This is a genomic window from Arthrobacter sp. P1_D4 (genome assembly GCF_056406115.1).
Genome location: NZ_JBFUAU010000006.1, coordinates 23,383 through 47,144, shown reverse-complemented (window position 1 = coordinate 47,144; position 23,762 = coordinate 23,383). Strand labels below are relative to the sequence as shown.

23 protein-coding genes are annotated in these 23,762 nt (G+C 68.9%); 14 read left to right on the top strand and 9 right to left on the bottom strand.

The features are described 5' to 3' along the window. Positions 1-192: 192 nt before the first annotated feature. The 3 genes from AC1D0A_RS06790 (at position 193) to AC1D0A_RS06780 (ending at position 2,437) form a co-directional block, all read left to right on the top strand. Positions 193-1,284, top strand: a complete 1,092-nt coding sequence (locus AC1D0A_RS06790; RefSeq protein ID WP_476942659.1) for an SDR family oxidoreductase — start codon at positions 193-195, stop codon at positions 1,282-1,284. A 63-nt stretch (positions 1,285-1,347) separates the two neighbouring features. Continuing rightward, positions 1,348-2,313, top strand: coding sequence for a polysaccharide deacetylase family protein (locus AC1D0A_RS06785; RefSeq protein ID WP_476945433.1), 966 nt, complete (start codon positions 1,348-1,350; stop codon positions 2,311-2,313). Then, complete coding sequence (locus AC1D0A_RS06780) at positions 2,297-2,437, top strand: hypothetical protein (protein ID WP_476945432.1); 141 nt, start codon at positions 2,297-2,299, stop codon at positions 2,435-2,437. Before AC1D0A_RS06785 ends, AC1D0A_RS06780 begins: the two co-directional genes overlap by 17 nt. Before the next feature lie 56 nt (positions 2,438-2,493). On the opposite strand, the gene AC1D0A_RS06775 is transcribed toward AC1D0A_RS06780, so the two are convergent. Continuing rightward, positions 2,494-3,501: a zinc-dependent alcohol dehydrogenase family protein gene (locus AC1D0A_RS06775; protein ID WP_308197248.1), complete on the bottom strand. Its 1,008-nt coding sequence runs from the start codon at positions 3,499-3,501 to the stop codon at positions 2,494-2,496. Between the two features lie 54 nt (positions 3,502-3,555). Beyond that, positions 3,556-4,467 (bottom strand): universal stress protein, encoded by a 912-nt coding sequence (locus AC1D0A_RS06770; RefSeq protein WP_476945431.1) that lies wholly within the window; start codon positions 4,465-4,467, stop codon positions 3,556-3,558. Between the two features lie 177 nt (positions 4,468-4,644). Here AC1D0A_RS06770 and AC1D0A_RS06765 point away from each other — a divergent pair, with 177 nt between their 5' ends. Continuing rightward, positions 4,645-5,628 (top strand): spermidine synthase, encoded by a 984-nt coding sequence (locus AC1D0A_RS06765; protein ID WP_243181337.1) that lies wholly within the window; start codon positions 4,645-4,647, stop codon positions 5,626-5,628. A 28-nt stretch (positions 5,629-5,656) separates the two neighbouring features. On the opposite strand, the gene AC1D0A_RS06760 is transcribed toward AC1D0A_RS06765, so the two are convergent. Then, entirely contained in the window at positions 5,657-6,574 is a 918-nt protein-coding gene (locus AC1D0A_RS06760) for a LysR family transcriptional regulator (protein WP_459383653.1), read from the bottom strand. 131 nt (positions 6,575-6,705) lie between these two features. Between AC1D0A_RS06760 and AC1D0A_RS06755 the strand changes: the two genes are divergently transcribed. Continuing rightward, a complete protein-coding gene (locus AC1D0A_RS06755) occupies positions 6,706-8,052 on the top strand; it encodes an MFS transporter (RefSeq protein WP_476945430.1) in 1,347 nt (448 codons plus the stop codon). 16 nt (positions 8,053-8,068) lie between these two features. After that, positions 8,069-8,818: a 3-hydroxybutyrate dehydrogenase gene (locus AC1D0A_RS06750; RefSeq protein WP_028277131.1), complete on the top strand. Its 750-nt coding sequence runs from the start codon at positions 8,069-8,071 to the stop codon at positions 8,816-8,818. A 181-nt stretch (positions 8,819-8,999) separates the two neighbouring features. Here the strand turns inward: AC1D0A_RS06750 and AC1D0A_RS06745 are convergent, their stop codons facing one another. Together AC1D0A_RS06745 and AC1D0A_RS06740 are read right to left on the bottom strand one after the other, a co-directional pair. After that, positions 9,000-9,635 (bottom strand): LysE family translocator, encoded by a 636-nt coding sequence (locus AC1D0A_RS06745; RefSeq protein ID WP_476942652.1) that lies wholly within the window; start codon positions 9,633-9,635, stop codon positions 9,000-9,002. 64 nt (positions 9,636-9,699) lie between these two features. Then, a complete protein-coding gene (locus AC1D0A_RS06740) occupies positions 9,700-11,196 on the bottom strand; it encodes an amino acid permease (protein WP_243181342.1) in 1,497 nt (498 codons plus the stop codon). A 378-nt stretch (positions 11,197-11,574) separates the two neighbouring features. Between AC1D0A_RS06740 and AC1D0A_RS06735 the strand changes: the two genes are divergently transcribed. From AC1D0A_RS06735 to AC1D0A_RS06725, 3 genes are read left to right on the top strand one after another with little or no spacing between them, the layout of a single operon-like run. After that, on the top strand, positions 11,575-12,003 hold the full coding sequence (locus AC1D0A_RS06735) for a hypothetical protein (protein ID WP_476945429.1): 429 nt from the start codon (positions 11,575-11,577) through the stop codon (positions 12,001-12,003). Further along, positions 11,997-12,230: a helix-turn-helix transcriptional regulator gene (locus AC1D0A_RS06730; protein WP_028277135.1), complete on the top strand. Its 234-nt coding sequence runs from the start codon at positions 11,997-11,999 to the stop codon at positions 12,228-12,230. The genes AC1D0A_RS06735 and AC1D0A_RS06730 overlap by 7 nt, the downstream gene beginning before the upstream one ends. Next, positions 12,227-13,198, top strand: coding sequence for an NAD(P)-dependent alcohol dehydrogenase (locus AC1D0A_RS06725; RefSeq protein ID WP_459383657.1), 972 nt, complete (start codon positions 12,227-12,229; stop codon positions 13,196-13,198). The genes AC1D0A_RS06730 and AC1D0A_RS06725 overlap by 4 nt, the downstream gene beginning before the upstream one ends. A 28-nt stretch (positions 13,199-13,226) precedes the next feature. On the opposite strand, the gene AC1D0A_RS06720 is transcribed toward AC1D0A_RS06725, so the two are convergent. Further along, positions 13,227-13,667 (bottom strand): protein-tyrosine phosphatase family protein, encoded by a 441-nt coding sequence (locus AC1D0A_RS06720; RefSeq protein ID WP_028277136.1) that lies wholly within the window; start codon positions 13,665-13,667, stop codon positions 13,227-13,229. Positions 13,668-13,723: 56 nt separating this feature from the next. After that, positions 13,724-14,641 (bottom strand): SDR family oxidoreductase, encoded by a 918-nt coding sequence (locus AC1D0A_RS06715; protein ID WP_476945428.1) that lies wholly within the window; start codon positions 14,639-14,641, stop codon positions 13,724-13,726. Between the two features lie 283 nt (positions 14,642-14,924). Between AC1D0A_RS06715 and AC1D0A_RS06710 the strand changes: the two genes are divergently transcribed. The 5 genes from AC1D0A_RS06710 to AC1D0A_RS06690 all read left to right on the top strand — a co-directional run bounded on the left by AC1D0A_RS06710 (position 14,925) and on the right by AC1D0A_RS06690 (position 21,169). Beyond that, entirely contained in the window at positions 14,925-15,800 is an 876-nt protein-coding gene (locus AC1D0A_RS06710; protein ID WP_476945427.1) for an IclR family transcriptional regulator, read from the top strand. Between the two features lie 262 nt (positions 15,801-16,062). Continuing rightward, positions 16,063-17,760, top strand: a complete 1,698-nt coding sequence (gene hutU, locus AC1D0A_RS06705) for a urocanate hydratase (protein ID WP_476945426.1) — start codon at positions 16,063-16,065, stop codon at positions 17,758-17,760. 9 nt (positions 17,761-17,769) lie between these two features. Next, positions 17,770-19,362, top strand: coding sequence for a histidine ammonia-lyase (gene hutH, locus AC1D0A_RS06700; RefSeq protein WP_243181348.1), 1,593 nt, complete (start codon positions 17,770-17,772; stop codon positions 19,360-19,362). 152 nt (positions 19,363-19,514) lie between these two features. Next, positions 19,515-19,751 carry a hypothetical protein gene (locus AC1D0A_RS06695; protein ID WP_243181349.1) on the top strand — a complete coding sequence of 79 codons (237 nt, stop codon included), beginning with the start codon at positions 19,515-19,517 and terminating at the stop codon, positions 19,749-19,751. 113 nt (positions 19,752-19,864) lie between these two features. Then, the gene (locus tag AC1D0A_RS06690; RefSeq protein ID WP_243181350.1) at positions 19,865-21,169 is read left to right on the top strand and encodes a cation:proton antiporter; all 1,305 of its coding nucleotides are present in this window, start codon (positions 19,865-19,867) and stop codon (positions 21,167-21,169) included. A gap of 30 nt (positions 21,170-21,199) precedes the next feature. Here the strand turns inward: AC1D0A_RS06690 and hutG are convergent, their stop codons facing one another. Together hutG and AC1D0A_RS06680 are read right to left on the bottom strand one after the other, a co-directional pair. Continuing rightward, positions 21,200-22,159 (bottom strand): formimidoylglutamase, encoded by a 960-nt coding sequence (hutG, locus tag AC1D0A_RS06685; RefSeq protein WP_243181351.1) that lies wholly within the window; start codon positions 22,157-22,159, stop codon positions 21,200-21,202. A 150-nt stretch (positions 22,160-22,309) separates the two neighbouring features. Further along, entirely contained in the window at positions 22,310-23,752 is a 1,443-nt protein-coding gene (locus AC1D0A_RS06680; RefSeq protein WP_028277143.1) for an NCS2 family permease, read from the bottom strand. Positions 23,753-23,762: the final 10 nt, after the last annotated feature.

Genomic DNA, 23,762 nt, shown 5'->3' with positions numbered 1-23,762 from the left:
TATCAGTTTTGGCGTCTCCCTGAATCCTACTGCGCGGCCGCGACCGGCTTGCCGGGACGGCCTCCCGGACCGTCGCCGGACCCCGGCATGAGAGGCTGGACGAGCAGCCGTTTCGATCAAGCGGGCCGGCGCGCAGGGACCCGACACAGGCGATGGGCGCGGCGCAGCACAAGCGATGCCAGGAGGAATGACGTGCGAAGCAGTTCAGAGACCGTCGACACCCGGACCGCCCTGGTGGTGGGGGCAAGCGGAATTGCCGGAGCCGCCCTGGTGGACAGGCTCGCCGAGAAGGGCTGGGACGTGGTGGGGCTCTCCCGCAATCCCCTCCGCCGCCGTGACGTGCGCCATGTGAGCGCGGATCTGACATCCGTGGAGAACCTGCGCGAGGCCCTGGCAGATGTTTCACCCACCCATGTGTTCTACACAGCCTGGTCCAGGCGGAAGACCGAACAAGAGAACATCGACACAAACGCGGGCATGCTGCGGAACGTCCTCGCCAGCCTCAACGGCAAGCCTGTGAAGCACGTCGCCCTCATGACCGGGCTGAAGCACTATCTGGGCCCGTTTGAGGCGTATGCGGCCGGGGAAATGCCGGACACCCCCTTTCGGGAGAGCGAGCCGAGGCTGCCGACGCCGAACTTCTACTACGCCCAGGAAGACGAGTTGTGGGCTGCTGCCGCGAAGCAGGGCTTTGGCTGGTCCGTGCACCGGGCGCATACGGTGATCGGGCATGCGGTCGGGAACGCCATGAACATGGGGCTAACCCTCGCCGTTCAGGCATCCATCTGTAAGGAACTGGGCCAGCCGTTCATCTTCCCGGGCTCCGAGACGCAGTGGAACAGCCTCACGGACATGACCGACAGCGGACTGCTGGCGGACCACATGATCTGGGCGGCCACAGCGGACAACGTTGGCGACCAGGCCTACAACATCGTCAACGGCGATGTCTTCCGCTGGCGGCGCATGTGGCCTGCGCTGGCCGACTACTTCGCGGTCGAGCCGGTGGGTTACAGCAACGAACCGCGGCCGTTGGAGCAGCAAATGAGCGGCATGGAAGGCGTGTGGTCGGGCATCGCCGCCCGCCATGGACTGGCCGAAGCCGACCTCGCGCAGGTCGCCTCCTGGTGGCACACGGACGGCGACCTGGGCCGGAACCTCGAGGTGGTCACGGACATGAGCAAGAGCCGGCTCGCCGGTTTCACCGGGTACCGCCGCACGGAAGACGCATTCCTGCAGCTGTTCGACCGGTACCGTGCGGACGGCCTGATTCCGGCGGCCTCCTAGGCTGCGGCACGGGCGGGGCCTTTGAGCCCTAGCCTGCCGTAGCGCGTGATGCCAAGGTGAAGCATGGGGTCCATGATCGCGGGCCGCCGCCGGCTGTTGGTGATCGCGGCCGTGGTGGTTGCGCTGTTTCTGGCCGCCGGTGCCGCGGTCGTGCTGCTTCAGGGGGTGCCGACTGCGTCACCGCCCCCATCTGCGCCCGTCACCGCACCGGTATCCGGACCCGTCAGCGCAAGTGCCTCCGGGACCGCGCCCCCTGCCTCCCCGTCCCCTGAACCGACCTCGGCATCGCCGGCTCCGAATACCAGCGGACCAGTTCCGGCCGAGCCGGGTCCCGTCCCCCCGCCGACCCGGGCACCGACGGCTCCCGCTACCGTGCCCCCCGCGGCGCGGTTCCCCGCCGCGCTCGCCGGCCACGACGTCGAGAGCATCCCGGGCGCCGGAACCGTAGTGGCCCTGACCTTCGACGCCGGCGCCAACGCTGCCGGACTGCCGAGCATCCTGCAGAGTCTTGCCGCCGCGGACGTGCGGGCCACGTTCTTCCTTACCGGCAGCTGGGCTGCCGCGAACCCCGGAGGAGTGGCGGCGATCGTTGCCGGCGGGCACCGGGTGGGCAACCATTCCATGACGCATCCGGCATTCACCGGGCTGCCCGACGTCGGCATCAGGGACCAGGTCCGGTCGGCCGAAGAGGCCATCCGGGCGGCCGGGGCTGACCCGCGGCCGCTCTTCCGGTTTCCCTTCGGCGACCGCGACGCCAGGACCATCGCCACCGTCAACAACCTCGGCTACCTTCCGGTGCGCTGGAGCGTCGACACCCTGGGCTGGAAAGGCACCAGCGGCGGAGTGAGGGCGCAGGTCGTGGCGGACCGCGTCCTGTCGGGCCTGCAGCCGGGGGAAATTGTCCTGATGCACATCGGCTCCAACCCCGACGATGGCACCACCCTGGACGCCGCTGCCCTGCCCCAGGTCATCAGCCGCATCCGCCAGGCCGGCTATGGCTTCACCACCCTCGATGCGCTCCTGGGCTGAGCGCAGCCGGGCCCAACGCCACTGTCGCGCGGCTCCGGTGCTGGTGCGGGTGGGCGTCGAGAAGGTGCTGCTCCGGGCGGGCCAGGAGCACGAGTTCCGCCGGGACGCCGGGACGCCCGGCTGACGCGCCGAAGCGTGTCCCCGGCGTCGGTGCGGTGACTTGCTTGCGGTGGTTCCGGGCTATGTCGCGTCCATGTGCAGCACGGCTGCTCCGGTGATCCGGTCCTCCGCCAGGTCCCGCAGGGCCCGGTCCGCGGCCTCGAACGGGTACGCCACAGTGGTCGGGCGGAGCGGGATCTCGGCGGCAATCCGGAAGAACTCCTCGCCGTCGGCCCTGGTGTTGGCTGTGACGCTGCGCAACTGGCGCTCTTCGAAGAGCTCGTCGGCGTAGTGCAGCGACGGTATATCGCTCAGGTGGATGCCCGCGACGGCGAGCGTCCCGCCGCGGTCCAGGGCCCGGAGCGCAACCGGAACCAGCCCGCCCGCGGGGGCGAAGAGGATCGCGGCATCCAGGGGATCGGGCGGTTGTTCCTCGGCCCCGCCCGCGAATGTCGCGCCCAGGTCCAGGGCCAGCGCGCGAGCCTGCGCGGACCGGGTCATGACGTACACGCGCGCACCCCGGTAAAGGGCGATTTGGGCCGCCAGATGCGCGGAGCCGCCGAACCCATAGATGCCCAGCCGTCCGCCGATCGGCAGTTCGGCCCGGGTCAGGGCCCGGTAGCCGATGATGCCTGCACACAGGAGCGGCGCAGCCTCCTCGTCGCTGAACGTCTCCGGGATCCGGTAGGCGAAGTTCTCCGCCGCGGTGATGAGTTCGGCGTACCCGCCGTCGCGGTCCCAGCCGGTAAACGTGGGGGACAGGCAGAGGTTTTCCTGGCCGCGCAGGCAGAACCGGCAGGCGCCACAGGTGCCGCCCAGCCAGGCCACGCCCACCCGTTCGCCGATGCCGAACCTGGCTGCCCCCGGTCCCTGCCCGATCACCTCACCCACTACCTCATGGCCCGGGATGACCCCGGCGTGCCGCGGCGTGAGGTCGCCCTCGGCCAGGTGCAAGTCCGTGCGGCACACACCGCAGACCCGCACTTTCAGCAGGACTTCGCCGCGTCCCGGCACAGGATCCGGGCGGTCGGCGGCAACGAGGGGGCCGCTGGACATGGGCCCGGGAAGTCCAACTTGCCATGCTCGCACCGCGGCCTCCTTCTTGCAGCGTCTGCAGGTCCGAATCGGTTGCGCTCGCGGCGGCTAGCGGGTGACCAGCACGTTGCAGCGCGCCTTGTGCAGCACGGCGGAGACCGTGTTGCCGGCTCCGGCCGCAGGGTTGTGGGTCCCGAGCACCAGCACGTCGGCGTCGTCCGCGGCGTCGAGGAGCTCCCGGGCCGCATGGCCCTCACACAGGGCGCCGGCAACCTCCAGCCCGGGCGCCATCCCGCGGGCCTCGTCGATGGCGCGCTCGAGCAGCTCCTGGCCGTGGAGCAGGGCATGGCGGCCGTGCTCTTCCCGTGCCCCGCCGCGCAATGGATCGACGTGGACGAGGTGCAGCGGGGCGCCGAGGACTTTGGCCAACCGGATGGCCTCGGCCACCGTGGCGGGGCTGCGGGGCGAGGCGTCGACTCCCACCACGACGGGGTGGGCCCGGCGGCGCGGGCGCCGGATTATCATCACCGGGCAGGGTGCCGAGCCGGCCAGATCGATGCAGACCGAGCCGGCCACCTGGCCCAGGACGGCGCCGAGGCCCCGGCTGCCCACTACCAGCAGGCGTGCGTCCCGGGAGGCGTCGCGCAGCACGGGCGCCGGGAGCCCGGCCTCCATGACGCCGTCGACGGCGGGGCCGGGACGTTCCGGCTGTTGCCCGGTGACGGCGCGCTCGGCCCCCAGCGGTGCGCCAGCGGCCGCATCGCGGGCGGCGCGGCGTGCCAGCTCGATGCCCTCGGCGAGGACAGCTTCCGCGGAATGCCGCAGCCCGCTGCCGGCCACGCCCTTGACAGGGCCCAGGTTCTTGGTGAAAACCGGCCACACCCAGGCATGGATCACCAGGAGGTCCAGCCCGGCCGCGGCCGCGTATTCGGCCGCCCAGCGAACGGCGAGTTGAGCGGCCCCGGACCCGCCGTAGCCGACCGCCACGGTGCCGCCCTGCTGCCCTGTGGGTGCCGACATTTTTCCTCCCGGCTCGTCGGACGCACCCCTTCGCCCGGCACTATGTGCAGCCCCAGTAGAACCCTGCGGCCCGGGAATGGGTAGGGGCTTTGGTCCCGCGGGCTGGCCGCGTACGGGGCCGCGTCCGGGGCCGCCGGTGAACTAGGGTTGAAACATGCACAATGCGGGGGATAGCTGATGGCCAAGCGGGGCAAAGGGCGGGGCGCCCAAACCGCCGGGCCGGGTGTGGTGGAAGTGCCCAAGGGTTCCCGCCCGGCCGGTCCTTTGGCCGGGGTGTACTACATCGATACCGGGGACTGCGAGCTGATCCCGGACCAGGACAATTCCACCGGCTGGCTCCTGCGCATCAACGGCGTCATGAGCTCGCACATTGACCTCGCGGACCCGTTGTTCCTCGACTTCGAGTACATGCGCTGGATGGCAGCCCTGGTGGAGTCGCGCTGGCCGCGGGAGCCTGGGCCCAAGCTGCGCGCCCTGCACCTTGGCGGGGGAGCATGCTCACTGGCGCGCTATTTCCACGCCGCCTACCCGGACGCCCGCCAGGTGGTGGTGGAGCTGGACGGCAAGCTCGCCGACTACGTCCGGGGCTGGTTCGACCTGCCCAAAGCGCCGTTGCTGCGCCTGCGCGTGGGAGAGGCCCGCGAGGTCACCGAGAGCCTGACCCCGCAGACCCGGGACCTGATCATCCGCGACGTCTTCGCCGGCTCGCTGACCCCGCGGCCGCTGACCACCCGGGAATTCATCGAGCACGCCAAGCGCGTCCTGGCCCCCGGCGGGATATATGTAGTCAACTCCGGCGACGCCCCGGACCTCAAGAATGCCCGCGAGGACGCCGCGACCATCGCCGACGCCTTTGCCTACACCGTGATCATCGCGGATCCGGCCATGCTGAAGGGCCGGCGCTTCGGCAACATGGTCATGGCCGGCAGCGATGTCCCGTTCGACGACGACCCCGGCCTCGCGCGGCGCCTGCTCGGCGGTGCGGTGCCGGCCCACATCTGGAACGACGAAAAGGTGCGGGCGTTCGCGGCCGGCGCCGCCGTCCGGCATGACCCGAAGTCGCCCGTGCTCGCTGAGCCGGCCGCGGAACCGCCCGTTCCCGCTCAGCCGCCCGCCGAGCCCCCGGCTGGGCCCCGCGCAGGGACGCCGACTGCTCCGTAGCGGCCCTTTTGCGGCACGATAGAGGCGGCTACGGAGCAATCGATGGGGCTGCTCCCCGTCCCAGCAGGGCATCGCGGTGCGCCGCGGTCTGCTCCCGCAGCGCCTGCACGAGCGCGGCCACCGCCGGCCGGCGCATCGAATCGGGCCGGAGCACCATCCAGTAGGGCAGCAGCTCCGCGAATTCCTCCGGCAGGAGCCGGACGAGGTCCGGATGCAGGTCGGCCGCGAAACAGGGCAGGAACCCAATCCCGGCGCCGGCCCGGGTGGCCTCCACGTGGACGAAGACGTTGGTGGAGCTCAGCCCGTCCCGCATGGTGGGCACCAGCCGCCGCGGGGCGTCCAGATCGTCCACCTGCAGCATCGAATCGACGAAGTAGACCAGTGAGTGGGCTGTCAGCTCCTCCACGGTGGCCGGGGTGCCGTACTCGGCGAGGTAGCCGCGGGAGGCGTACATTCCCAGCATGTACTCGCCGAGCCGCGCGGCCTCTGCCCGGTGCACCTGCGGCTCGCCGACCACCACCTCGATGTCCAGGCCGGACCGCTGCTGGAGCGCCCGGCGCGTCACGGTGATGATCTCGACGCTGAGGCCGGGATGGTCGCGGCGGAGCCGGGCCACGGCCGGGGCGGCGATGTAGGCGCTGAATCCATCCGTCGCGGTCATCCGTACGACGCCGGTGATGGGGTCCGGGGTGTGCCCGGGCTGCTCCAGGGTGCGCACGGCGTTCTCGACCTGCTCGGCCACCCGAACGGCCTCGGCACCGAGTTCGGTGAGCTCCCAGCCTCCCGAGGCGCGGGAGAGCACGCGGCCACCCAGCGCCTTCTCCAGCGCCGCGATCCGGCGGGAAACGGTGGTGTGGTTTAGTCCGAGCGTCTGTGCCGCCGTCGTGAATTTAGCCGAACGGGAGACCGCGAGCAGGACCAGCAGGTCATCGGGATTGGCGTTCATATCTGCAATTCTGCACATAGCGGGTGCTGGTTTGGCCATTGAATCGCCGTGGATGTGCGGCAATACTCAATGAAGCCATTTCAGTGCTGTGCGTCACAGCGCGTGTCACCGTGGACACTAAGGAGAATCAGATGAGCGTAAACGAACGCTCTGCAACAACCGCCGCAGCACCCGCATCCAAGGGTTCCGGGCTCAAGAAAATCGTCGCCGCATCGATGGTGGGAACCGTCGTCGAGTGGTACGAATTCTTCCTCTACGCCACCGCCGCCACCCTGGTGTTCGGCAAGTACTTCTTCCCCGCCACGGGCAACGAGCTGGACGGCATCATCCAGGCGTTCCTGACCTACGCCGTCGGTTTCGTGGCCCGACCCCTGGGCGGCATTGTCTTCGGCCAGATCGGCGACAAGCTCGGCCGCAAGCCCACCCTGCAGCTCACCATCATCATCATCGGTGTCTCCACCTTCCTGATGGGCTGCCTCCCGGGCTTCGCCACCCTCGGCTACCTGGCGCCGGCGCTGCTGGTCCTCCTGCGCTTCATCCAGGGCTTCGCCCTCGGCGGCGAATGGGGCGGCGCAGTCCTGCTCGTCGCCGAGCACAGCCCCAACAAGTCCCGTGGCTTCTGGTCCAGCTGGCCCCAGGCCGCCGTTCCCGTGGGCAACCTGCTGGCCACCCTGGTCCTGTTCATCATGTCCAACGTGCTCAGCTCAGCCGACTTCCTCAGCTGGGGCTGGCGGGTGGCGTTCTGGCTTTCCGCCGTGATCGTGTTCGTCGGTTACTACATCCGCACCCACGTCTCCGAATCGCCCATCTTCCTCGAGGCCAAGGCCCAGCTGGAAGAGGATCAGTCCGCCAGCTACGGCGTCCGCGAAGTCATCCGCAAATACCCCAAGGGCATCCTGCAGGCCATGGGGCTCCGGTTCGCGGAAAACATCATGTACTACCTCGTGGTCAGCTTCGCGATCGTCTACCTGAAGTCCGTGCACAAGTACGACACCTCCTCGCTGCTGCTGGCCCTGCTGATCGCCCACGTCGTCCACTTCCTGGTCATCCCGCAGGTCGGGCGCCTCGTGGACAGCTGGGGCCGCAAGCCAATCTACCTGATCGGTGCTGTCACCGGTGCCACCTGGCCGTTCTTCGCCTTCCCGATGTTCGATACCCGCAACCCGGTGATCATCGTCCTGGCCGTCACGATCGGCCTGTGCCTGCACGCCTTCATGTATGCCGGCCAGCCGGCCCTCATGTCGGAGCTGTTCCCGACCAGGATGCGCTACGCCGGGGTCTCCCTTGGCTCGCAGGTCACCTCGATCTTCGCCGGTTCGCTGGCGCCGCTCCTGGCCACCCAGTGGCTCAAGGACACCGGCTCCTGGCTGCCTACCGCGATCTACCTGCTGGTCGCCTGCGCCATCACCACCGTCGCAGTGCTGACCCTGAAGGAAGCTCCAGCCACGCTGGAGCCGGCCGCCTCATCGAATTTTTGACACGGAAGGCTGAGTTATGGAAAACACGCTGAACGGACGCAAGGCCCTGGTCACCGGCGGCGCCGGCGGGATCGGCGCGGCGAGCGTCCGGGCCCTGGCTGCGCGCGGGGCCAAAGTGGTGATCGCGGATATGGACGAGGCCGCAGCCGCCGCGCTCGCCGACGAGGTCGGCGGCACCGCGTGGGCCGTCAACCTGCTCGACGTGGAATCCCTCCAGACGCTCAGCCTGGACTGCGACATCCTGGTGAACAACGCCGGAATCCAGCGCATCAGCCCCATCGAGGAGTTCGATCCGGCCGACTTCCGCCGCATTATCACCCTCATGCTGGAGGCCCCGTTCCTGCTGATCCGGGCCGCGTTGCCGCACATGTACGCCAACAACTTCGGTCGCATCATCAACCTTTCCTCCGTGCACGGGCTCCGGGCTTCGCCGTTCAAGAGCGCCTACGTCTCGGCCAAGCACGGGCTCGAGGGCCTGAGCAAAGTGACGGCCCTCGAAGGCGGGGCGCACGGGGTCACCTCCAACTGCATCAACCCCGGCTACGTCCGCACGCCCCTGGTTGAATCGCAGATCGCGGACCAGGCCAAGGTTCACGGCATCCCGGAGTCCGAGGTGCTCGCCAAGATCATGCTGACCGAATCAGCGGTCAAGCGGCTCGTGGAGCCCGAGGAAGTGGCGTCCCTGGTGGCGTGGCTGGCATCCGACGACGCCGGCATGGTCACCGGCGCCAGCTACACGATGGACGGCGGCTGGTCCGCGCGGTAGCCCGGGCCGGGCTGCCGTGCGAGCGGCACGGACATGTTCCGCGTGCTCGCTCGTTCCTCCCCGCCGTCTCCCTGGCCTCGCAAGCTCGGCCAAGGAACCCGAACGGCGTGGGCCCTGCTTGGACGCACGCTTCCACATGCCCGCCGCCGCCCGCTTCCATCTGCTGGGCGACAGGAATCCGCTAGTTCTTGTTGCCCACGAGCGCCAGGGTGCCGCCCAGCCCGATCATCATCACGCCACCGGTGGTGCTGAGAGCGGCGATCCGCCGGGGGGAGCGCGCAAACCAGTGCCGGGCCGTCCCGGCCGCGAGGGACCACGTGCTGTCCGAGACCAGGGCAATGAGCAGGAAGACCGCACCCAAGGCGGCGAGCTGCACGGGAATCGCTCCGGCCGAGTAGTCCACGAACTGGGGAAGCACGGCCACGAAAAATACAATCGACTTGGGGTTGGTCGCGCCGACGATGAAGCCCTCCCGGAGCACGCGGGCGGTCGAGGCCGGGTTCGAGGACGACGCCGTCGCCGCGCCGCCGCCGCGGTGCCGGATCGCCTGGATCCCGAGGTAGACCAGATAGGCGGCGCCGGCGAATTTCACCACGCTGAACAGCAGCAGGGATTGGGCCAGCACCACGCCGACGCCCAGGGCCACGGCGGCGATCTGCACCACCTCTCCGGCCGCGTTTCCCAGGACGCTCAACAGCCCGCCCCTGCGTCCCAGGGCCAGCGTCCGTCCGATCACGAACAGCACGCTGGGCCCCGGGATGGCGATGAGCACGAGGGCGGCAAGGGCAAAGGCCAAGAGGTTGGTGGCAGGGACCATGCCTGATCTTAACCCCGTGGGGGCACCCCCGGGAGCGTCTTAATCCCTTGGGGGCGAGGCACTATCACCGCCCGGCGGGAACTTGCGGGAGCTGGGCGGTTTCGTCGACCAGTTCCGCCCGCGCCCGGCCGTGGCCGCGGACCCAGAGGCGGTAAGCGAGTACCAGGACGCCCAGCCAGGCGGCGCCCACGTACAGCGCCACCCGGGTGTCCTCGAAGGCGCCGAGAATCACGATCACCAGGGCCATGAACGCGATGGTCAGTATGGAGGCGGCGGGCCACCACGGTGACGGGAACTCCGACGCCGGCAGGGACTTGCGGGCGATCTCGCGTTTCATGGCGACATGGGAGGCCAGGATCATGGCCCAGACCCACACGGTCGCGAAGGTGGCGATCGAGGCGATCAGCAGGAAGACGTCTTCCGGGATCACGGCGTTCAGCACCACCCCCACCAGCAGGATGCCGGTCATCATCACCACCGTCATCCACGGCACCCCGTGACGGGAAACCTTGCCGAAGCTCGCCGGTGCGTGGCCCTGCCGGGCCAGGCCGAAGAGGATCCGGCCGGCGCCGAAGATGTCGCTGTTGACTGCCGAGAGCGCCGCCGTGATCACCACGGCGTTGAGGATGTGGGGTGCGGCCGGGATGCCCAGGCCGCTGAAGATCTGCACGAAGGGGCTGCCGTTGCTGCCAATTTCGTCCCACGGGAACAGGCTCATCAGCACGCCGAGGGTCAGCACATAGAACAGCAGGACCCGGACGGGCACGGTGTTGACGGCCTTGGGGATGACCTTTTTCGGATCGGCGGCCTCACCTGCGGTGATGCCGAGGGTCTCCACGCCGCCAAACGCGAACATCACCACGGCGAAGGAGGCAAGGAGTCCTTCGAACCCGTTGGGGAACAGGCCTCCGTGGTCCACGAGGTTGCCGAGCCCTGGTGCCACGGTGGCGCCGCCGGCCTGGAAGCCGAAGACGATGATCGCAGCCCCGCCCGCGATCATGGCGATGATGGCCGCCACCTTGATCAGGGAGAACCAGAATTCCAGCTCGCCGAACACCTTGACGCTGAGCAGGTTCAGGGCGGCCAGGAAGAAGATGATGGCCAGGATCCAGACCCAGCGCTCCACGCCGGGGAACCAGAATCCCATGTAGATGCTGAACGCCGTGACATCCGCGATGGCCACGATCGCCATCTCAAAGACATAGGTCCAGCCCGTCACAAACCCGGCCAGCGGTCCCAGGTAGCGGCTCGCGTACTGGCCGAAGGACCCGGACACCGGATGCCGCACCGCCATTTCGCCGAGGGCACGCATCACCATGAAGACCGCGGCGCCGCCGATCATGTAGGCCAGCAGGACGGCGGGCCCGGCCTTCTGGATGGCGGAGGCGGAGCCGTAGAACAGCCCCGTGCCGATCGCCGAGCCCAGCGCCATGAAGCGGATGTGGCGGACGTTGAGTCCCCGGCTGAGTACGGAGTCGACGGCTGCGCCGACGGCGGTGGCAGCACTGCCGGTGCCGGCCTCGGCAGGAGCCGCCTTCGTGGCGGTTTGGGCTTGTTGCATGCGAATACCTTCTCGTCATTGGGAGGGGGATCGCCATCCAGCAGACCACGTCCGGCCTTGCTGTGAGGAGTCTCACGGGAACTTCGTGTCTTTGATTTCAGACTGTGCGGCGCCCCCTCTGCCGGGATTCCCCACCTATGGCAGCGCCCGACGGCGTGTGGTCCCGCGAAGGCGGCGCGTCCCGGCGTCGTGGTTGCAAAGGTGGGGAAACTCCGCGCGGGGACCATGTGCGGAGCCGCGGCATGAGCGGCGCCCGCGCACGCCGCCGTCGAACTCAAACCCCAGGCGAGTCGAAAACTCTTGACACCTTGTCAGGTTTTCTTTACTTTTGGGGTGTCAGGTTTGTTTTACATTGCCTTGGTTGCGCTGGAGCGGCAGATGTCATTTGAAGAAAAGAGCACCTGGATCATGGGGGTGCTCGCGGCCGCAACCTACGCCGTGTACCTCGCCGTCGTTTTTGGCCTGGCCGGCACCATGCCGCTCACGGAAGTGCCGTATGTGGCGCCGCTGCTGTGGACAGTCGGCGCCTCGATCGGCCTTTCGATCGTGCTTCACCTGGTGATCCGGGCCCTGTCCGCCAAGGACGCCGGCATGAAGGATCAGCGGGACAAGGAGATCTACCGCTTCGGCGAATACATCGGCCAGTCCTTCCTCGTCGTTGGGGCCGTGGCGGCGCTCCTCCTGGCCATGGCCGAGCTCGACCACTTCTGGATCGCCAACGTCATCTACCTGGCCTTCGTCCTGTCCGCGATCCTCGGATCCGTGGCCAAGGTGGTCGCCTATCGCAAAGCCTTCCAGCCGTGGTGAAGCCGACCCGGGTCACGAACTCCATCCGTCGCCTGCGTTTCGAAAACGGAGAGCTGACCCAGGCGGAGCTCGCCGACCGTATCGGCGTGACCCGCCAGACGGTCATCGCAATCGAACAGGGCCGGTACTCGCCGTCGCTTGAGCTGGCGTTCCACATTGCCCACGTCCTCAAAGTTCCCCTCGATGACGTCTTCCAATACCCCGACTTTGAAGGAGAAGCACCATGAAAGCGATCGTCCAGGATGTTTACGGTTCCGTTGAAGTGTTGGAACTGCGCGACGTCGACGCCCCCGTGCCCGGCGACGACGATGTGCTGATCCGGGTCCGGGCAGCCGGTGTCGACCAAGGCGTCTGGCACCTCATGACGGGCCTTCCGTACCTGACCCGCGTGGTCGGCTACGGGCTCAGGAAACCGAAGACCCGCATCCGGGGCCGGGCCGTGGCCGGCCGGGTGGAGGCTGTCGGCCGGAATATTGTCGGCTTCCGGACCGGGGATGAGGTGTACGGCACCTGTGAGGGATCCTTCGCCGAATACGCGTGCGCAAAGGAAGGCCGGCTCGCGCTGAAGCCGAAAAACCTCAGCTTCGAACAGGCCGCCGCAGTCCCGATCTCGGCCGTCACTGCCCTGCAGGCGCTCCGGAACGCCGGCAGGATCCAGGCCGGGCAGGAGGTCCTCGTCATCGGCGCGGCCGGCGGTGTCGGCGCGTACGCGGTGCAGCTCGCCAAGGCGTTCGGTGCGCAGGTGACGGGGGTGTGCAGCACCGCGAAAACCGATCTGGTCCGCTCGATCGGCGCGGACCACGTCATCGACTACACACATGACGATTTCGCAGACGGATCCCGGCAATTCGACCTCATTGTGGACACCGCCGGCAACCGCCCGCTCACCGTCCTGCGGCGGGCGCTCAAGCCGAAGGGCACGCTCGCGATCGTCGGCGGGGAAGGCGGAGGGCGGCTGACGGGCGGATTTCAACGCTCGCTCGGCGCCGGGCTGCTCTCCGTGTTTGTCGGCCAGCGGCTCAGGGGCGTCATGGCCGCAGAGCGGGCGGAGGACCTCCGGTTCCTGACCGGGCTCATCGAGGCGGGCGCGGTGACCCCGGTCATCGGCAAGAGCTACGCCCTGGCGGACGCGCCGGCGGCAATCCGGGACCTGCGTGATGGACACCTCCGCGGGCAGGCCGTCGTCACCATTTGAGCCGGAGCGGTCAGGCCTTAGCCGCCGCCTACGGTGTGCCGGCCGGGAAGCGGGCGACGTACTGCCGCTGCCACGGGGTTTCCACTGTCCGGCGCCGGTACTGGCGGCGGACGTAGGACACAGCCTGGCCGGGCGGGACTCCGTCCAGGATCGCGATGCAGGCCAGCGCAGTGCCGGTCCTGCCGATCCCGCGCCAGCAGGCCACTTCAACCCGTTCGGCCTCGGCCCGGCGCCAGGCCTCCCGGAACGCCTCCAGGGCGTCCGGCTGGTCGACAGGCAGCCGAAGGTCGGGCCAGGGCACCCATCGGGACTCCCACCCCACGGGCGGCGGCTGCTTGCCCAGCAAATACACGCCGAACTCGGGAAACGGCCCGGCCGGAAGGGGGTAGTGCAGGCCGCGGCCACGAACGAGCCGGCCGGACGGAAGAGCCATGATGCCGTCCGCGGAAGCTTCCCACGTGTGCTTCATGAACCGATCGTAGTCCGTCCTGCCGCCGGTTGTCCGTGACCAGGAAGGGGCGGATGTCAGCGGTATCCGGCGGCATCGGCGTCGAGTCCTGCTTCCTGGACCTCAACGAGGTACCTCCAACAGTCCGGCTGCGAGCCGTCGGTGTCGGTGAAGCCGTACTCGCGGGCCAGCGCGCCGGACGAATACGAGCCGCCCGTGCGGCCGAGCACGTTGGGGTCCGCCGCCAGGGCCGCGACCGCACGCCCGACGAACAGCGGGCTTTCCGAGATCGCGGCGAAGTGCGGTTGCGTCCCGGCGGCCTCCCGCCAGTTTGCCTCGGTGACGCCAAAGTGTTCGAGCATCATCTCCGAACGCATCCAGCCGGGCGTCAGCGCCACCGCCGCGCAGCCGGAGGATCTCAGCTCCTCCGCCTGGCTGAACGCCAGGCGGAGCACCGCGGTCTTGACGAGGTCGTAAAACACGGAGACCCGGTAGTGCTCTGCGTTGTACTCGCGCGTGCCGTCGGTCATCTCCACCACCAGGCCGCCGGGGCGGCGGGTGAGCAGCGGCAGCGCGAAGTGGCTCGTAATGAGGTGGGTGTCCAGGCCGAGGTGGAGCATCTGCAGCCCGGCATTCAGATCGTGGGCCCAGAGCGGAGTATTCCATTCGATGAAGTCCTCGCCGCCCCAGATGTCGTTGACAAGGATGTCCAGCCGGCCCCGCTCGGCGTCGATCCGCTGCACGAGGGCTTCCACCTCGGCGGCCTGGCGGTGATCGACCTCGACGGCGATTCCAGTGCCGCCCGCGGCGTCGACGAGAGCGGACGTCTCCTCGATCGTCTCGGCCCGGTTGTAGTCGGAACGGTGGCCGGAGGTGGTGCGCCCGGTGCAGTACACCACCGCTCCGGCCTCGCCGAGTGCGACGGCGGTGCCGCGCCCCGCGCCCCGGGTGGCCCCGGCAACCAGGGCGACCCTGCCCGACAGCGCTGCATTCACGTCTGTGCCTTTCCCTCCGGGACCTTACGGGCTGGGCTCAGCCGGCGACGGGCTCGCTCCTATGGCGGGGTCCGATGGCGGGGCACGCACCGGAAAGCCGGCGCCCATGTTTCATCGGAACACCGGGCGTCGGTCCGGGCTAGGGGCGGAAGGCCCGCCATCGGAACGTGGCACTTGTCCGGCATTCCAGACAGTCGTTCCTGTGGGAGGCTGTCGGTTGACCGCCGCCGGGCGCATGCTTAAGTACGGGATACCGGACACCGCCCGACCGTGAAGAGGATCAATGCCACCCACCAGCACCGCAGTGAGCTCCGCCGCCGCCACGTTGTCCGCAGCGCCTGACACGCCCGCCCCCAAGGCCGTCCACCGGGCCGCCGGAACCAAGGCGGCGTCGAAGGTGCCGGCCGCCGAGAACACGCTGCGCATCCTCAAGCTGCTGGCCTCCCGGCGCGGGCCGATGGCGGCGTCGAACATTGCCACCGCGCTGGGACTGCCACGCTCCAGCGTCTACCACCTGCTCGGCGTGATGGAGGCGAACGGCTTCGTGCTGCACCTGCACGAGGAGCAGCGCTACGGCCTGGGCATCAGCGCATTCGAGCTCAGCTCGGCCTATTCCCGGCAGGAGCCGCTGTCCCGGCTGGGCCGGCCAATGCTCGCCTCGCTCGTGGACGTGATCGGCGAAAGCGCGCACCTGGCGGTGCTGCACGGCCGCGACGTGCTCTACATCGTGGAGGAGCGGGCCAAGAACCGGCCGTCCCTGGTGACCGACGTCGGCGTCCGTCTGCCCAGCCATCTCACGGCCAGCGGACGGGCCATCCTCGCCGCGCTGCCGAAGTCGCAGGTGCGGGCGCTGTACCCGAACGCTGCCGCCTTCACGGCCCGGCACGAAACCGAATCGCCCATCATGAAGTACTCCGCGCTGTCTTCGCATCTGGACCAGGTCCGCCAGCGCGGCTACGCCACCGAACACGGCGAGGTCACGCCCGGATTCGGTTCGATCGCCGCCGCCGTGACCGACCACGTAGGGTGGCCCACCGCCGCCGTCGCCGTGACGTTCCTGGAGGACAGGCTGCCCGCGGATCAGTGGCCGGTCCTGGCCGCCCGGGTCCAGAAGGTCGCCAACGAGCTCTCGGTCCGGATCCACGGCCGCCCCGCCTGACCGGTTGCCCCATCCCACCCCAGCCCACCCCCGGTTGCGCTGTCACTTAGGGCTCCCATTCGCCCTTTTTAGCAACCGGAAGTGACAGCGCAACGGGGGAGCGGAAGGGTCTGGAATCCCGGACAGCACCCCTCCGGCAGGCCTGTTTCCGCGGCCGCGAAGGGGCTTTAGTTGATACAGAACCTCATTCCTCCGGATACACCAGGACACCAGTCCGAACAGACATCATCCGGCCACATATCCAGCGACAAAGGAGACCCTCATGGCACCCGCCGATTTCACTACCGGTGCCCGCCCGGTCAAAGCAGCCCGCGGCACCGAGCTCACCGCCAAGAGCTGGCAGACGGAAGCCCCGCTGCGCATGCTCATGAACAACCTCGACCCCGAGGTCGCCGAGCGCCCCGATGACCTGGTGGTCTACGGCGGCACCGGCCGCGCCGTCCGGTCCTGGGCCGCGTTCGACGCCATCACCCGCACCCTGGAAACCATGGAAAAGGACGAGACCCTGCTGGTCCAGTCCGGCAAGCCGGTCGGCGTCTTCCGCACCAACGAATGGGCGCCGCGCGTGCTGCTGGCCAACTCCAACCTCGTCGGCGACTGGGCGAACTGGCCCGAGTTCCGCCGGCTCGAGGCCGAGGGCCTGATGATGTACGGCCAGATGACCGCCGGGTCCTGGATCTATATCGGCACGCAGGGCATCCTGCAGGGCACCTTCGAGACCTTCGCCGCGATCGCCCGTAAGCTCACCGGAGATGAGCACGGCACGCTCGCCGGCACCCTGACCCTCACCGGCGGCTGCGGCGGCATGGGCGGCGCCCAGCCGCTCGCCGTCACCCTGAACGACGGCGCCTGCCTGATTGTCGACGTCGACGAGACCCGCCTGCGCCGCCGGGCCGGGAAGCGCTACCTCGACGAGGTCGAAACTGATCTCGACGCCGCGATCGCCAAGGTCCTGAAGGCCAAGGAAGAGCGCCGCGGCTGGTCCGTGGGCTACGTCGGCAACGCCGCCGAGGTCTTCCCCGAGATCCTGCGCCGACACAACGCCGGCGAGCTCACCGTCGACATCGTCACTGACCAGACTTCCGCGCACGACCCCCTGAGCTACCTGCCCGAGGGCATCACGGTCGAGGAATGGCACAGCGAGGCCGCGGCCGATCCCGAAGGCTTCACCAAGAAGGCCCAGGCCTCGATGGCCAAGCACGTCCAGGCGATGGTCGAGTTCCAGGACGCCGGCGCCGAGGTCTTCGACTACGGCAACTCCATCCGTGACGAGGCCCGCAAGGGCGGCTACAACCGCGCCTTCGAATTCCCCGGCTTCGTCCCGGCCTACATCCGGCCGCTGTTCTGCGAGGGCCTCGGCCCGTTCCGCTGGGTGGCCCTCTCCGGTGACCCCGAGGACATCGCGGTCACAGACAAGGCCATCAAAGAGCTCTTCCCCGAGAACAAGCACCTGCACCGCTGGCTCGATGCCGCCGCCGAACGGGTCGAGTTCGAAGGCCTGCCGGCCCGCATCTGCTGGCTCGGCTATGGCGAACGCGCCAAGGCCGGCCTGCTGTTCAACCAGCTCGTCAAGGAGGGCAAGGTCAAGGCGCCCATCGTGATCGGCCGCGACCACCTCGACTCCGGCTCCGTCGCCTCCCCATACCGCGAGACCGAGGCCATGGCCGACGGCTCCGACGCGATCGCCGACTGGCCGCTGCTCAACGCCCTTCTCAACACGGCCTCCGGCGCCACCTGGGTTTCCATCCACCACGGCGGCGGGGTCGGCATCGGCCGCTCCATCCACGCCGGCCAGGTCTCCGTTGCCGACGGCACCGACCTCGCCGCGGAAAAGCTCGCGCGCCTCCTGACCAACGATCCCGGCATGGGCGTCATCCGCCACGCCGACGCCGGCTACGACCGCGCCGTCGAAGTCGCCAAGGAACGCGGCGTCCGCATCCCCATGAACGAAAAGAAGTAGGACTTCACAATGACTGTTACAACCCACGAACCGCTCACCGTCACCCTCGGCTCCAGCGGTGTCACCCCCGAGGACGTCGTCGCCGTCGCCCGCCACGACGCCCACGTCACCATCGCCCAGGACGCCCTGGACGCCGTCGCCAAGGTCCGCGCCCACATCGACGACCTCGCCCACAGCGAGGTCCCGGCCTACGGGATCTCCACCGGCTTCGGGGCGCTGGCCAACCGGCACATCCCCAACGAGCTGCGCACCCAGCTGCAGAAATCCCTGATCCGCAGCCACGCCGCCGGCATGGGCCCGGCCGTGGAACGCGAAGTGGTCCGCGGCATCATGTTCCTGCGCGCCAAGACCCTGGCCTCCGGCCGCACCGGCGTCCGCCCGGTGGTGCTGCAGACCATGGTGGACGTGCTCAACGCCGGCATCACCCCGGTGGTCCGCGAATTCGGCTCCCTCGGCTGCTCGGGCGACCTCGCGCCGCTGTCCCACTGCGCCCTGGTCCTGATGGGCGAAGGCGAGGCGACCGGCCCCGACGGCACGCTGTACGGGAGCAAGGATGCCCGCCCGGTCGCCGAGCTCCTCGCCGCGCACGGCATCGAACCGGTCACGCTGGCCGAAAAGGAGGGCCTGGCCCTCGTCAACGGCACCGAGGGCATGCTCGGCATGCTGCTGATGGCCATCGCGGACATCCGCCAGCTGCTTACGACGGCGGACATCACCGCCGCCCTCAGCGTCGAGGCGCTGCTCGGCACCGACCAGGTGTTCCTGCCGGAGCTGCACGCGGCGCTGCGCCCGCACCCGGGCCAGGCCGCCGCCGCGGACAACATGCTCCGTGTGCTGTCCAACTCCCCGATCGTGGCCTCGCACCGGATCAACGACACGAAGGTCCAGGACGCCTACTCGCTGCGCTGCGCACCCCAGGTGGCCGGCGCCGTCCGCGACACCGTGGACCATGCCGCTCTGGTCGCCTCCCGCGAACTGGCCGCCGCGATCGACAACCCGGTGGTCCTGCCCGACGGCCGGGTCAGCTCCAACGGCAACTTCCACGGCGCCCCGGTGGCCTACGTGCTGGACTTCCTGGCGATCGCCGTCGCGGACCTGAGCTCCATCGCCGAGCGCCGGACCGACCGGATGCTGGACCCGGCCCGCTCGCACGGGCTGCCCGCCTTCCTGGCCTCGGACCCCGGCGTCGACTCCGGCCTCATGATCGCCCAGTACACGCAGGCCGGCCTGGTTTCGGACAACAAGCGGCTGGCCGTCCCGGCGTCGGTGGACTCGATCCCGAGCTCGGCGATGCAGGAGGACCACGTCTCCATGGGCTGGCACGCGGCCCGCAAGCTCCGCCGCGCGGTGGAGAACCTGCGCCGGGTCCTGGCGATCGAACTGGTGACGTCGGCCCGGGCGCTGGACATCCGCACCCAGCTCTCCGGCGGCGAACTCACGCCGGGACCTGCGGGCGCGGCCGTGATCGCCGCGCTGCGCGACGTCGTCGACGGTCCGGGCACCGACAGGTTCCTGTCACCGGAGCTCGAAGCGGCGGATGTCCTCGTGGCCTCGGGCAAGGTCCGGGCGGCGGCCGAATCCGCCGTCGGAAATCTCGCCTGAGAAGAAACAAAATGCAGGGCAGCTGAACAATTCCCGGCGCCCCCGAAATCTTTGGCGACACGGACGGCGGGGGCCCGGGAACTGTAGTACAAATGGAGAGTCCACACCAACGAAGTTGTGGCAAAGAACACATACAAAGGGGTAAAAGTTCTATGAAAGCACGCGGCACGGTACTGTCCAGGCGCCTTGCATCCGCAGCTACGGTTTCCGACTGGAGCGGCCTCCGGGTCGGCGAACGCGTCGAAATTGTCAAGCACGCACAGGTCATTGCGGCCGGTGAGGTCGAAGAGGTCTCGGTAAGCGGGAATGTGCTCTGGCTGGTCCCCGAGGGGCCGTCCGAAACGCAGCTTTTCCTGCAGTCCGACGGCGTGCAGGTCCGCCGCAGCTAGGCTGGCCGGGTTTTACGCGTTCACGCGTATCGTTGGGTGAGGGGCGCCGTTCCACAGGGACGGGGCCCCGACTCATCCCCCGGGCATCCGGGCCCGGGCAGGAGGACCACGCAGTGTTTGAGGCTCCCAGCATCGTTTTTGCCGCGGCAGGCATGGCCGTTTTCGCCGCCGCACTCCTGCCCAAGCTGCTGCGAAACGCGCCGCTGTCCATGCCGATGGTCTTCCTGGCCGCCGGCATACTCGCCTTCACATTCATCCCCGGCCTGCCGGCCCCAGATCCCCTGCAATATGGGGAGTTCACCACCCACGTGACGGAAGTCTGCGTCATCATTTCCCTGATGGGCGCGGGCCTCGCACTCGACCGTCCCGTGGGACGACGCGAATGGTCCACCACCTGGCGGATGCTGGGGATCGCCATGCCGGTCTGCATTGTTGCACTGACCCTGCTGGGGCTCTGGGCGCTGGGGCTGGGGCTCGGCGCGGCACTGCTGGTCGCAGCCGCGCTCGCCCCAACCGACCCGGTGCTGGCCTCTGAAGTGCAGGTGGGCGAGCCTGCCGACGACGAGCACGAAACCGAGCGTGGCGAAGACGAGATCCGTTTCGGCCTCACCTCCGAGGCAGGCCTGAATGACGGGCTGGCCTTTCCGTTTGTCTACCTGGCCATCGCCATCAGCCTGTCCGGGTCGGCGCCGTCCGAGTGGTTTTGGCCCTGGTTCCTCACCGATGTCCTGTGGCGGATCGGCATGGGGCTACTCGTCGGCTGGCTGGCCGGGAAAGCGTTGAGCCAGCTGTTCTTCTCCGCCCGCGACAGCATCCGGCTGTCCAACCACTCGGAGGGCTTCGTGGCGCTGGCGGCGACGTTCCTCGCTTACGGGGTGACGGAAATGCTGGAAGGCTACGGGTTCATCGCCGTCTTTGTATGCGCCGTGACCATTCGGGCCGCTGAACGCACGCATGGGTTTCACCGTGTCATGCACGCCTATGTGGAGCAGCTCGAACGTCTCATGACGGTGGTCATCCTGGTGCTGCTGGGCGGCGCGATTGCACGAGGCCTGCTGGCCGGCATTGGCTGGCCGGAGGTTCTGGTGGCGCTGGCGTTCCTGCTGCTCGTCCGTCCGCTGGCCGGCTGGACCGGCCTCGCCCGGGGTAAGACCGGCCCGCGGGAACGGATCGCCATCGCCTTTTTCGGCATCCGCGGCATCGGCTCGCTCTACTATCTCGCATACGCGCTCAGCAAGGGCGACTTTGGAGCCCAGGCCGAGGAATTGTGGGCGTTCATCGGCCTGGTGGTGGGGATGTCCATCGTGCTGCATGGGGCGACAACGGCTCCCGTCATGAACCGGCTGGACCGGCTACGCGAACGGAAGGCTGTGCAGCAACATGGCGACGAGGGCAAGGCGCCGAAAACGCCTATCTGAGGCGGCGGCTGACCGTTCCCGCCGCCCCGCCTATCCCAGCAGCGTATTAACCAGCCGGGCGGCCACTTTGGCGGTGCGGCCGTCGATGTCGAACTCCGGGTTCAGCTCGGCGATATCCAGATGCAGGAGCTTCCCGCTCGCGGCCACCTGGCGGCACACGGCGCTGATCACCGGCAGCGGCACACCAAAGGCCGCGGGAGCGCTCACCCCGGGGGCCGCGGAGGCCGGCAGCACGTCCAGGTCGATGGTCAGGTACACCGCGTCCACCTGTGCCAGGAAGGCTGCCACAAACGCGTGCGCGGCGTCCGCCGAGCAGTCCTCGTCCAGCAGGTAGTCCACGCCGAGCTCGTCTGCCGTCCGGAACAGCGTACGGGTGTTGTTCGGCTCGGAAATCCCGACGACGGCGTAGCGCAGTTCGCGGCCGGCGGCTGCTTCGGCGCGGGCCATCTGGAGGAACGGCGTGCCGGAGCTGGGCACCGGCTCATCGCGGAGGTCGAAGTGGGCATCGAGGTTCAGCACGCCGACGCTCAGGCCCTCGCGCACGGCCGCCGACCCGGCCACGCCGAGATAGCTGGCAAAGGCGGTCTCGTGCCCGCCGCCGAGCACCACGGGAAGCCCGCCTGCGTCGAGCAGACTGGTGATCGCGAGCCCGGCGCGGGCCTGTCCTGCCTCGAGCGCGTCCCCGGCCACGGTGACGTCGCCGGCGTCGTGCACGGCGCGCGTCAGGTGGAACGCGAGCGGGCCGAGCGCGGCCCGGATGGCCGCGGGGGCGGCCGCGGCGCCGGTCCGTCCCTTGTTGCGACGCACCCCGGCGTCGCTGCCGAAGCCGAGGAGGACTGCGGGGCGCCCAGCAGGGACACCCGCCGGAACCGTGCCGGGAGCGTAGGGGGTCACCGCCTGCCACCAGCGCCGGTGTTCGTCGCCGTCGCCGTCGAACCTGCCGGTCCAGGGGTGGGGCGGGACATCAACGGGGAGCGCGGGAGAAACCATGCCCCTAGCTCACCGCAGCCCGGGCCGGAAAACCAGCCGGGCCGCCGTCGGACTGTCCGGAATCCCGGAAACTGAGCTTAAACGCCGCCGGGTGGGCCACGCCGGGTGGGCGTGGCCCACCCGGCGGGCGTGACCGCGGGCGGGGCTGCGTTAGTGGATCCCCAGGGCGGCCTCGATCGGGCCGATCGCGAAGAAGAGCAGGAACGCGGACGCCACGGCCCACATGAGCGGGTGCACCTCGCGGGCCCGGCCCTCGAAAAGGCGGATCAGCACGAAGCTGATGAAGCCAGCGCCCAGGCCGTTGGCGATCGAGTACGTGAACGGCATGAGGGTGAAGGTCAGGAAGGCCGGAATCGCGATGCCCCAGTCCTGCCAGTCGATCTTGCCCACCTGGGAGACCATCATGAAGCCGACGACCACGAGGGCGGGGGCCACGGCCTCGAACGGCACGAGGTTGATCAGCGGGGTGAAGAACATCGCCACGAGGAACAGCAGGCCGGTGACGACGGAGGCCAGGCCGGTGCGTGCGCCTTCGCCGATGCCGGCACCGGACTCGACGTAGATCTGGTTCGAGGAGACGGAGGCGCCGCCGCCGATGATCGCGCCCAGGGCGTCCACCTGCAGCACGCGGTCGACGTCGGGGATGTTGCCGTCCTTGTCGATGGTGCCGGCCTCGGTGGCCAGTCCCACCATCGTGCCCATGGCGTCGAAGAAGATACTGAGCAGGATCACGAACGCCAGCAGGGTCGCCGCGACGAAGCCGAGGTGTTCAAAGGCGCCGAAGGGGTTGGCCTTGCCGATCAGGGACAGGTCCGGGGCCGTCCACTCGGAGAACTGCGGAGCCACGAGGGACCAGCCCTGCGGGTTGTGGGTCTTGCCGTCAAAGCTGGGCCCGATGTGCAGGATGGATTCCAGGATCACGGACAGGATGGTCGAGGCCACGATGCCGATCAGGATGGCGCCCTTGACCTTGCGGACCACCAGCGCGATGGTCAGGATCAGGCCGAAGACGAACACGAAGGTCGGCCAGCCCAGGAGCTTGCCGTCGAAGCCCAGGCCGACCGGGACGGTGGTGCCGGCGACATCGGGGACGCGGCGCACGAAGCCCGCGTTGACGAGACCGATCAGGGCGATGAACAGGCCGATGCCCACCACGATCGCGGTCTTCAGCCCCTCGGGTACGGCCTTGAACACGGCCGTCCGGAAGCCGGTGAGGACCAGGATCAGCATGGTGATGCCCGAGAGCATCACCAGGCCCATCATGTCCGGCCAGGTCAGGCCGGGGTTCGTGGCCACCGTGACGGCGACGAACGCGTTCACGCCGAGCCCGGTGGCCAGGGCGAAGGGATGCTTGGCCCACGCGCCCATGAGGATGGTCAGGATGCCGGCCACGAACGCGGTGACGGCGGCGACGGCGGGGAAGCCCAGCGTGGCGCCCGAGGAGTCCGGCCCGGAGAGGATCAGCGGATTCAGCACCACGATGTAGCTCATGGCGAAGAACGTGGCGAACCCTCCGCGGATCTCGCGCGAGACGTTCGACCCCCGCTCGGATATCTTGAAATACCGGTCGAGTGCCGAGCCCTGCTTGAGCATTAGGTCTTGC

What these genes read in the sequence shown, in the direction of transcription:
- AC1D0A_RS06735 (WP_476945429.1), top strand. Translation starts at nt 11,575, where the DNA reads ATGTCATTTGAAGAAAAGAGCACCTGGATCATGGGGGTGCTCGCGGCC.
- hutG (WP_243181351.1), bottom strand. Translation starts at nt 22,159, where the DNA reads ATGGTTTCTCCCGCGCTCCCCGTTGATGTCCCGCCCCACCCCTGGACC.
- AC1D0A_RS06750 (WP_028277131.1), top strand. Translation starts at nt 8,069, where the DNA reads ATGGAAAACACGCTGAACGGACGCAAGGCCCTGGTCACCGGCGGCGCC.
- AC1D0A_RS06765 (WP_243181337.1), top strand. Translation starts at nt 4,645, where the DNA reads ATGGCCAAGCGGGGCAAAGGGCGGGGCGCCCAAACCGCCGGGCCGGGT.
- AC1D0A_RS06745 (WP_476942652.1), bottom strand. Translation starts at nt 9,635, where the DNA reads ATGGTCCCTGCCACCAACCTCTTGGCCTTTGCCCTTGCCGCCCTCGTG.
- AC1D0A_RS06695 (WP_243181349.1), top strand. Translation starts at nt 19,515, where the DNA reads ATGAAAGCACGCGGCACGGTACTGTCCAGGCGCCTTGCATCCGCAGCT.
- AC1D0A_RS06780 (WP_476945432.1), top strand. Translation starts at nt 2,297, where the DNA reads ATGCGCTCCTGGGCTGAGCGCAGCCGGGCCCAACGCCACTGTCGCGCG.
- AC1D0A_RS06720 (WP_028277136.1), bottom strand. Translation starts at nt 13,667, where the DNA reads ATGAAGCACACGTGGGAAGCTTCCGCGGACGGCATCATGGCTCTTCCG.
- AC1D0A_RS06760 (WP_459383653.1), bottom strand. Translation starts at nt 6,574, where the DNA reads ATGAACGCCAATCCCGATGACCTGCTGGTCCTGCTCGCGGTCTCCCGT.
- hutH (WP_243181348.1), top strand. Translation starts at nt 17,770, where the DNA reads ATGACTGTTACAACCCACGAACCGCTCACCGTCACCCTCGGCTCCAGC.
- AC1D0A_RS06755 (WP_476945430.1), top strand. Translation starts at nt 6,706, where the DNA reads ATGAGCGTAAACGAACGCTCTGCAACAACCGCCGCAGCACCCGCATCC.
- AC1D0A_RS06680 (WP_028277143.1), bottom strand. Translation starts at nt 23,752, where the DNA reads ATGCTCAAGCAGGGCTCGGCACTCGACCGGTATTTCAAGATATCCGAG.
- hutU (WP_476945426.1), top strand. Translation starts at nt 16,063, where the DNA reads ATGGCACCCGCCGATTTCACTACCGGTGCCCGCCCGGTCAAAGCAGCC.
- AC1D0A_RS06710 (WP_476945427.1), top strand. Translation starts at nt 14,925, where the DNA reads ATGCCACCCACCAGCACCGCAGTGAGCTCCGCCGCCGCCACGTTGTCC.
- AC1D0A_RS06725 (WP_459383657.1), top strand. Translation starts at nt 12,227, where the DNA reads ATGAAAGCGATCGTCCAGGATGTTTACGGTTCCGTTGAAGTGTTGGAA.
- AC1D0A_RS06740 (WP_243181342.1), bottom strand. Translation starts at nt 11,196, where the DNA reads ATGCAACAAGCCCAAACCGCCACGAAGGCGGCTCCTGCCGAGGCCGGC.
- AC1D0A_RS06770 (WP_476945431.1), bottom strand. Translation starts at nt 4,467, where the DNA reads ATGTCGGCACCCACAGGGCAGCAGGGCGGCACCGTGGCGGTCGGCTAC.
- AC1D0A_RS06785 (WP_476945433.1), top strand. Translation starts at nt 1,348, where the DNA reads ATGGGGTCCATGATCGCGGGCCGCCGCCGGCTGTTGGTGATCGCGGCC.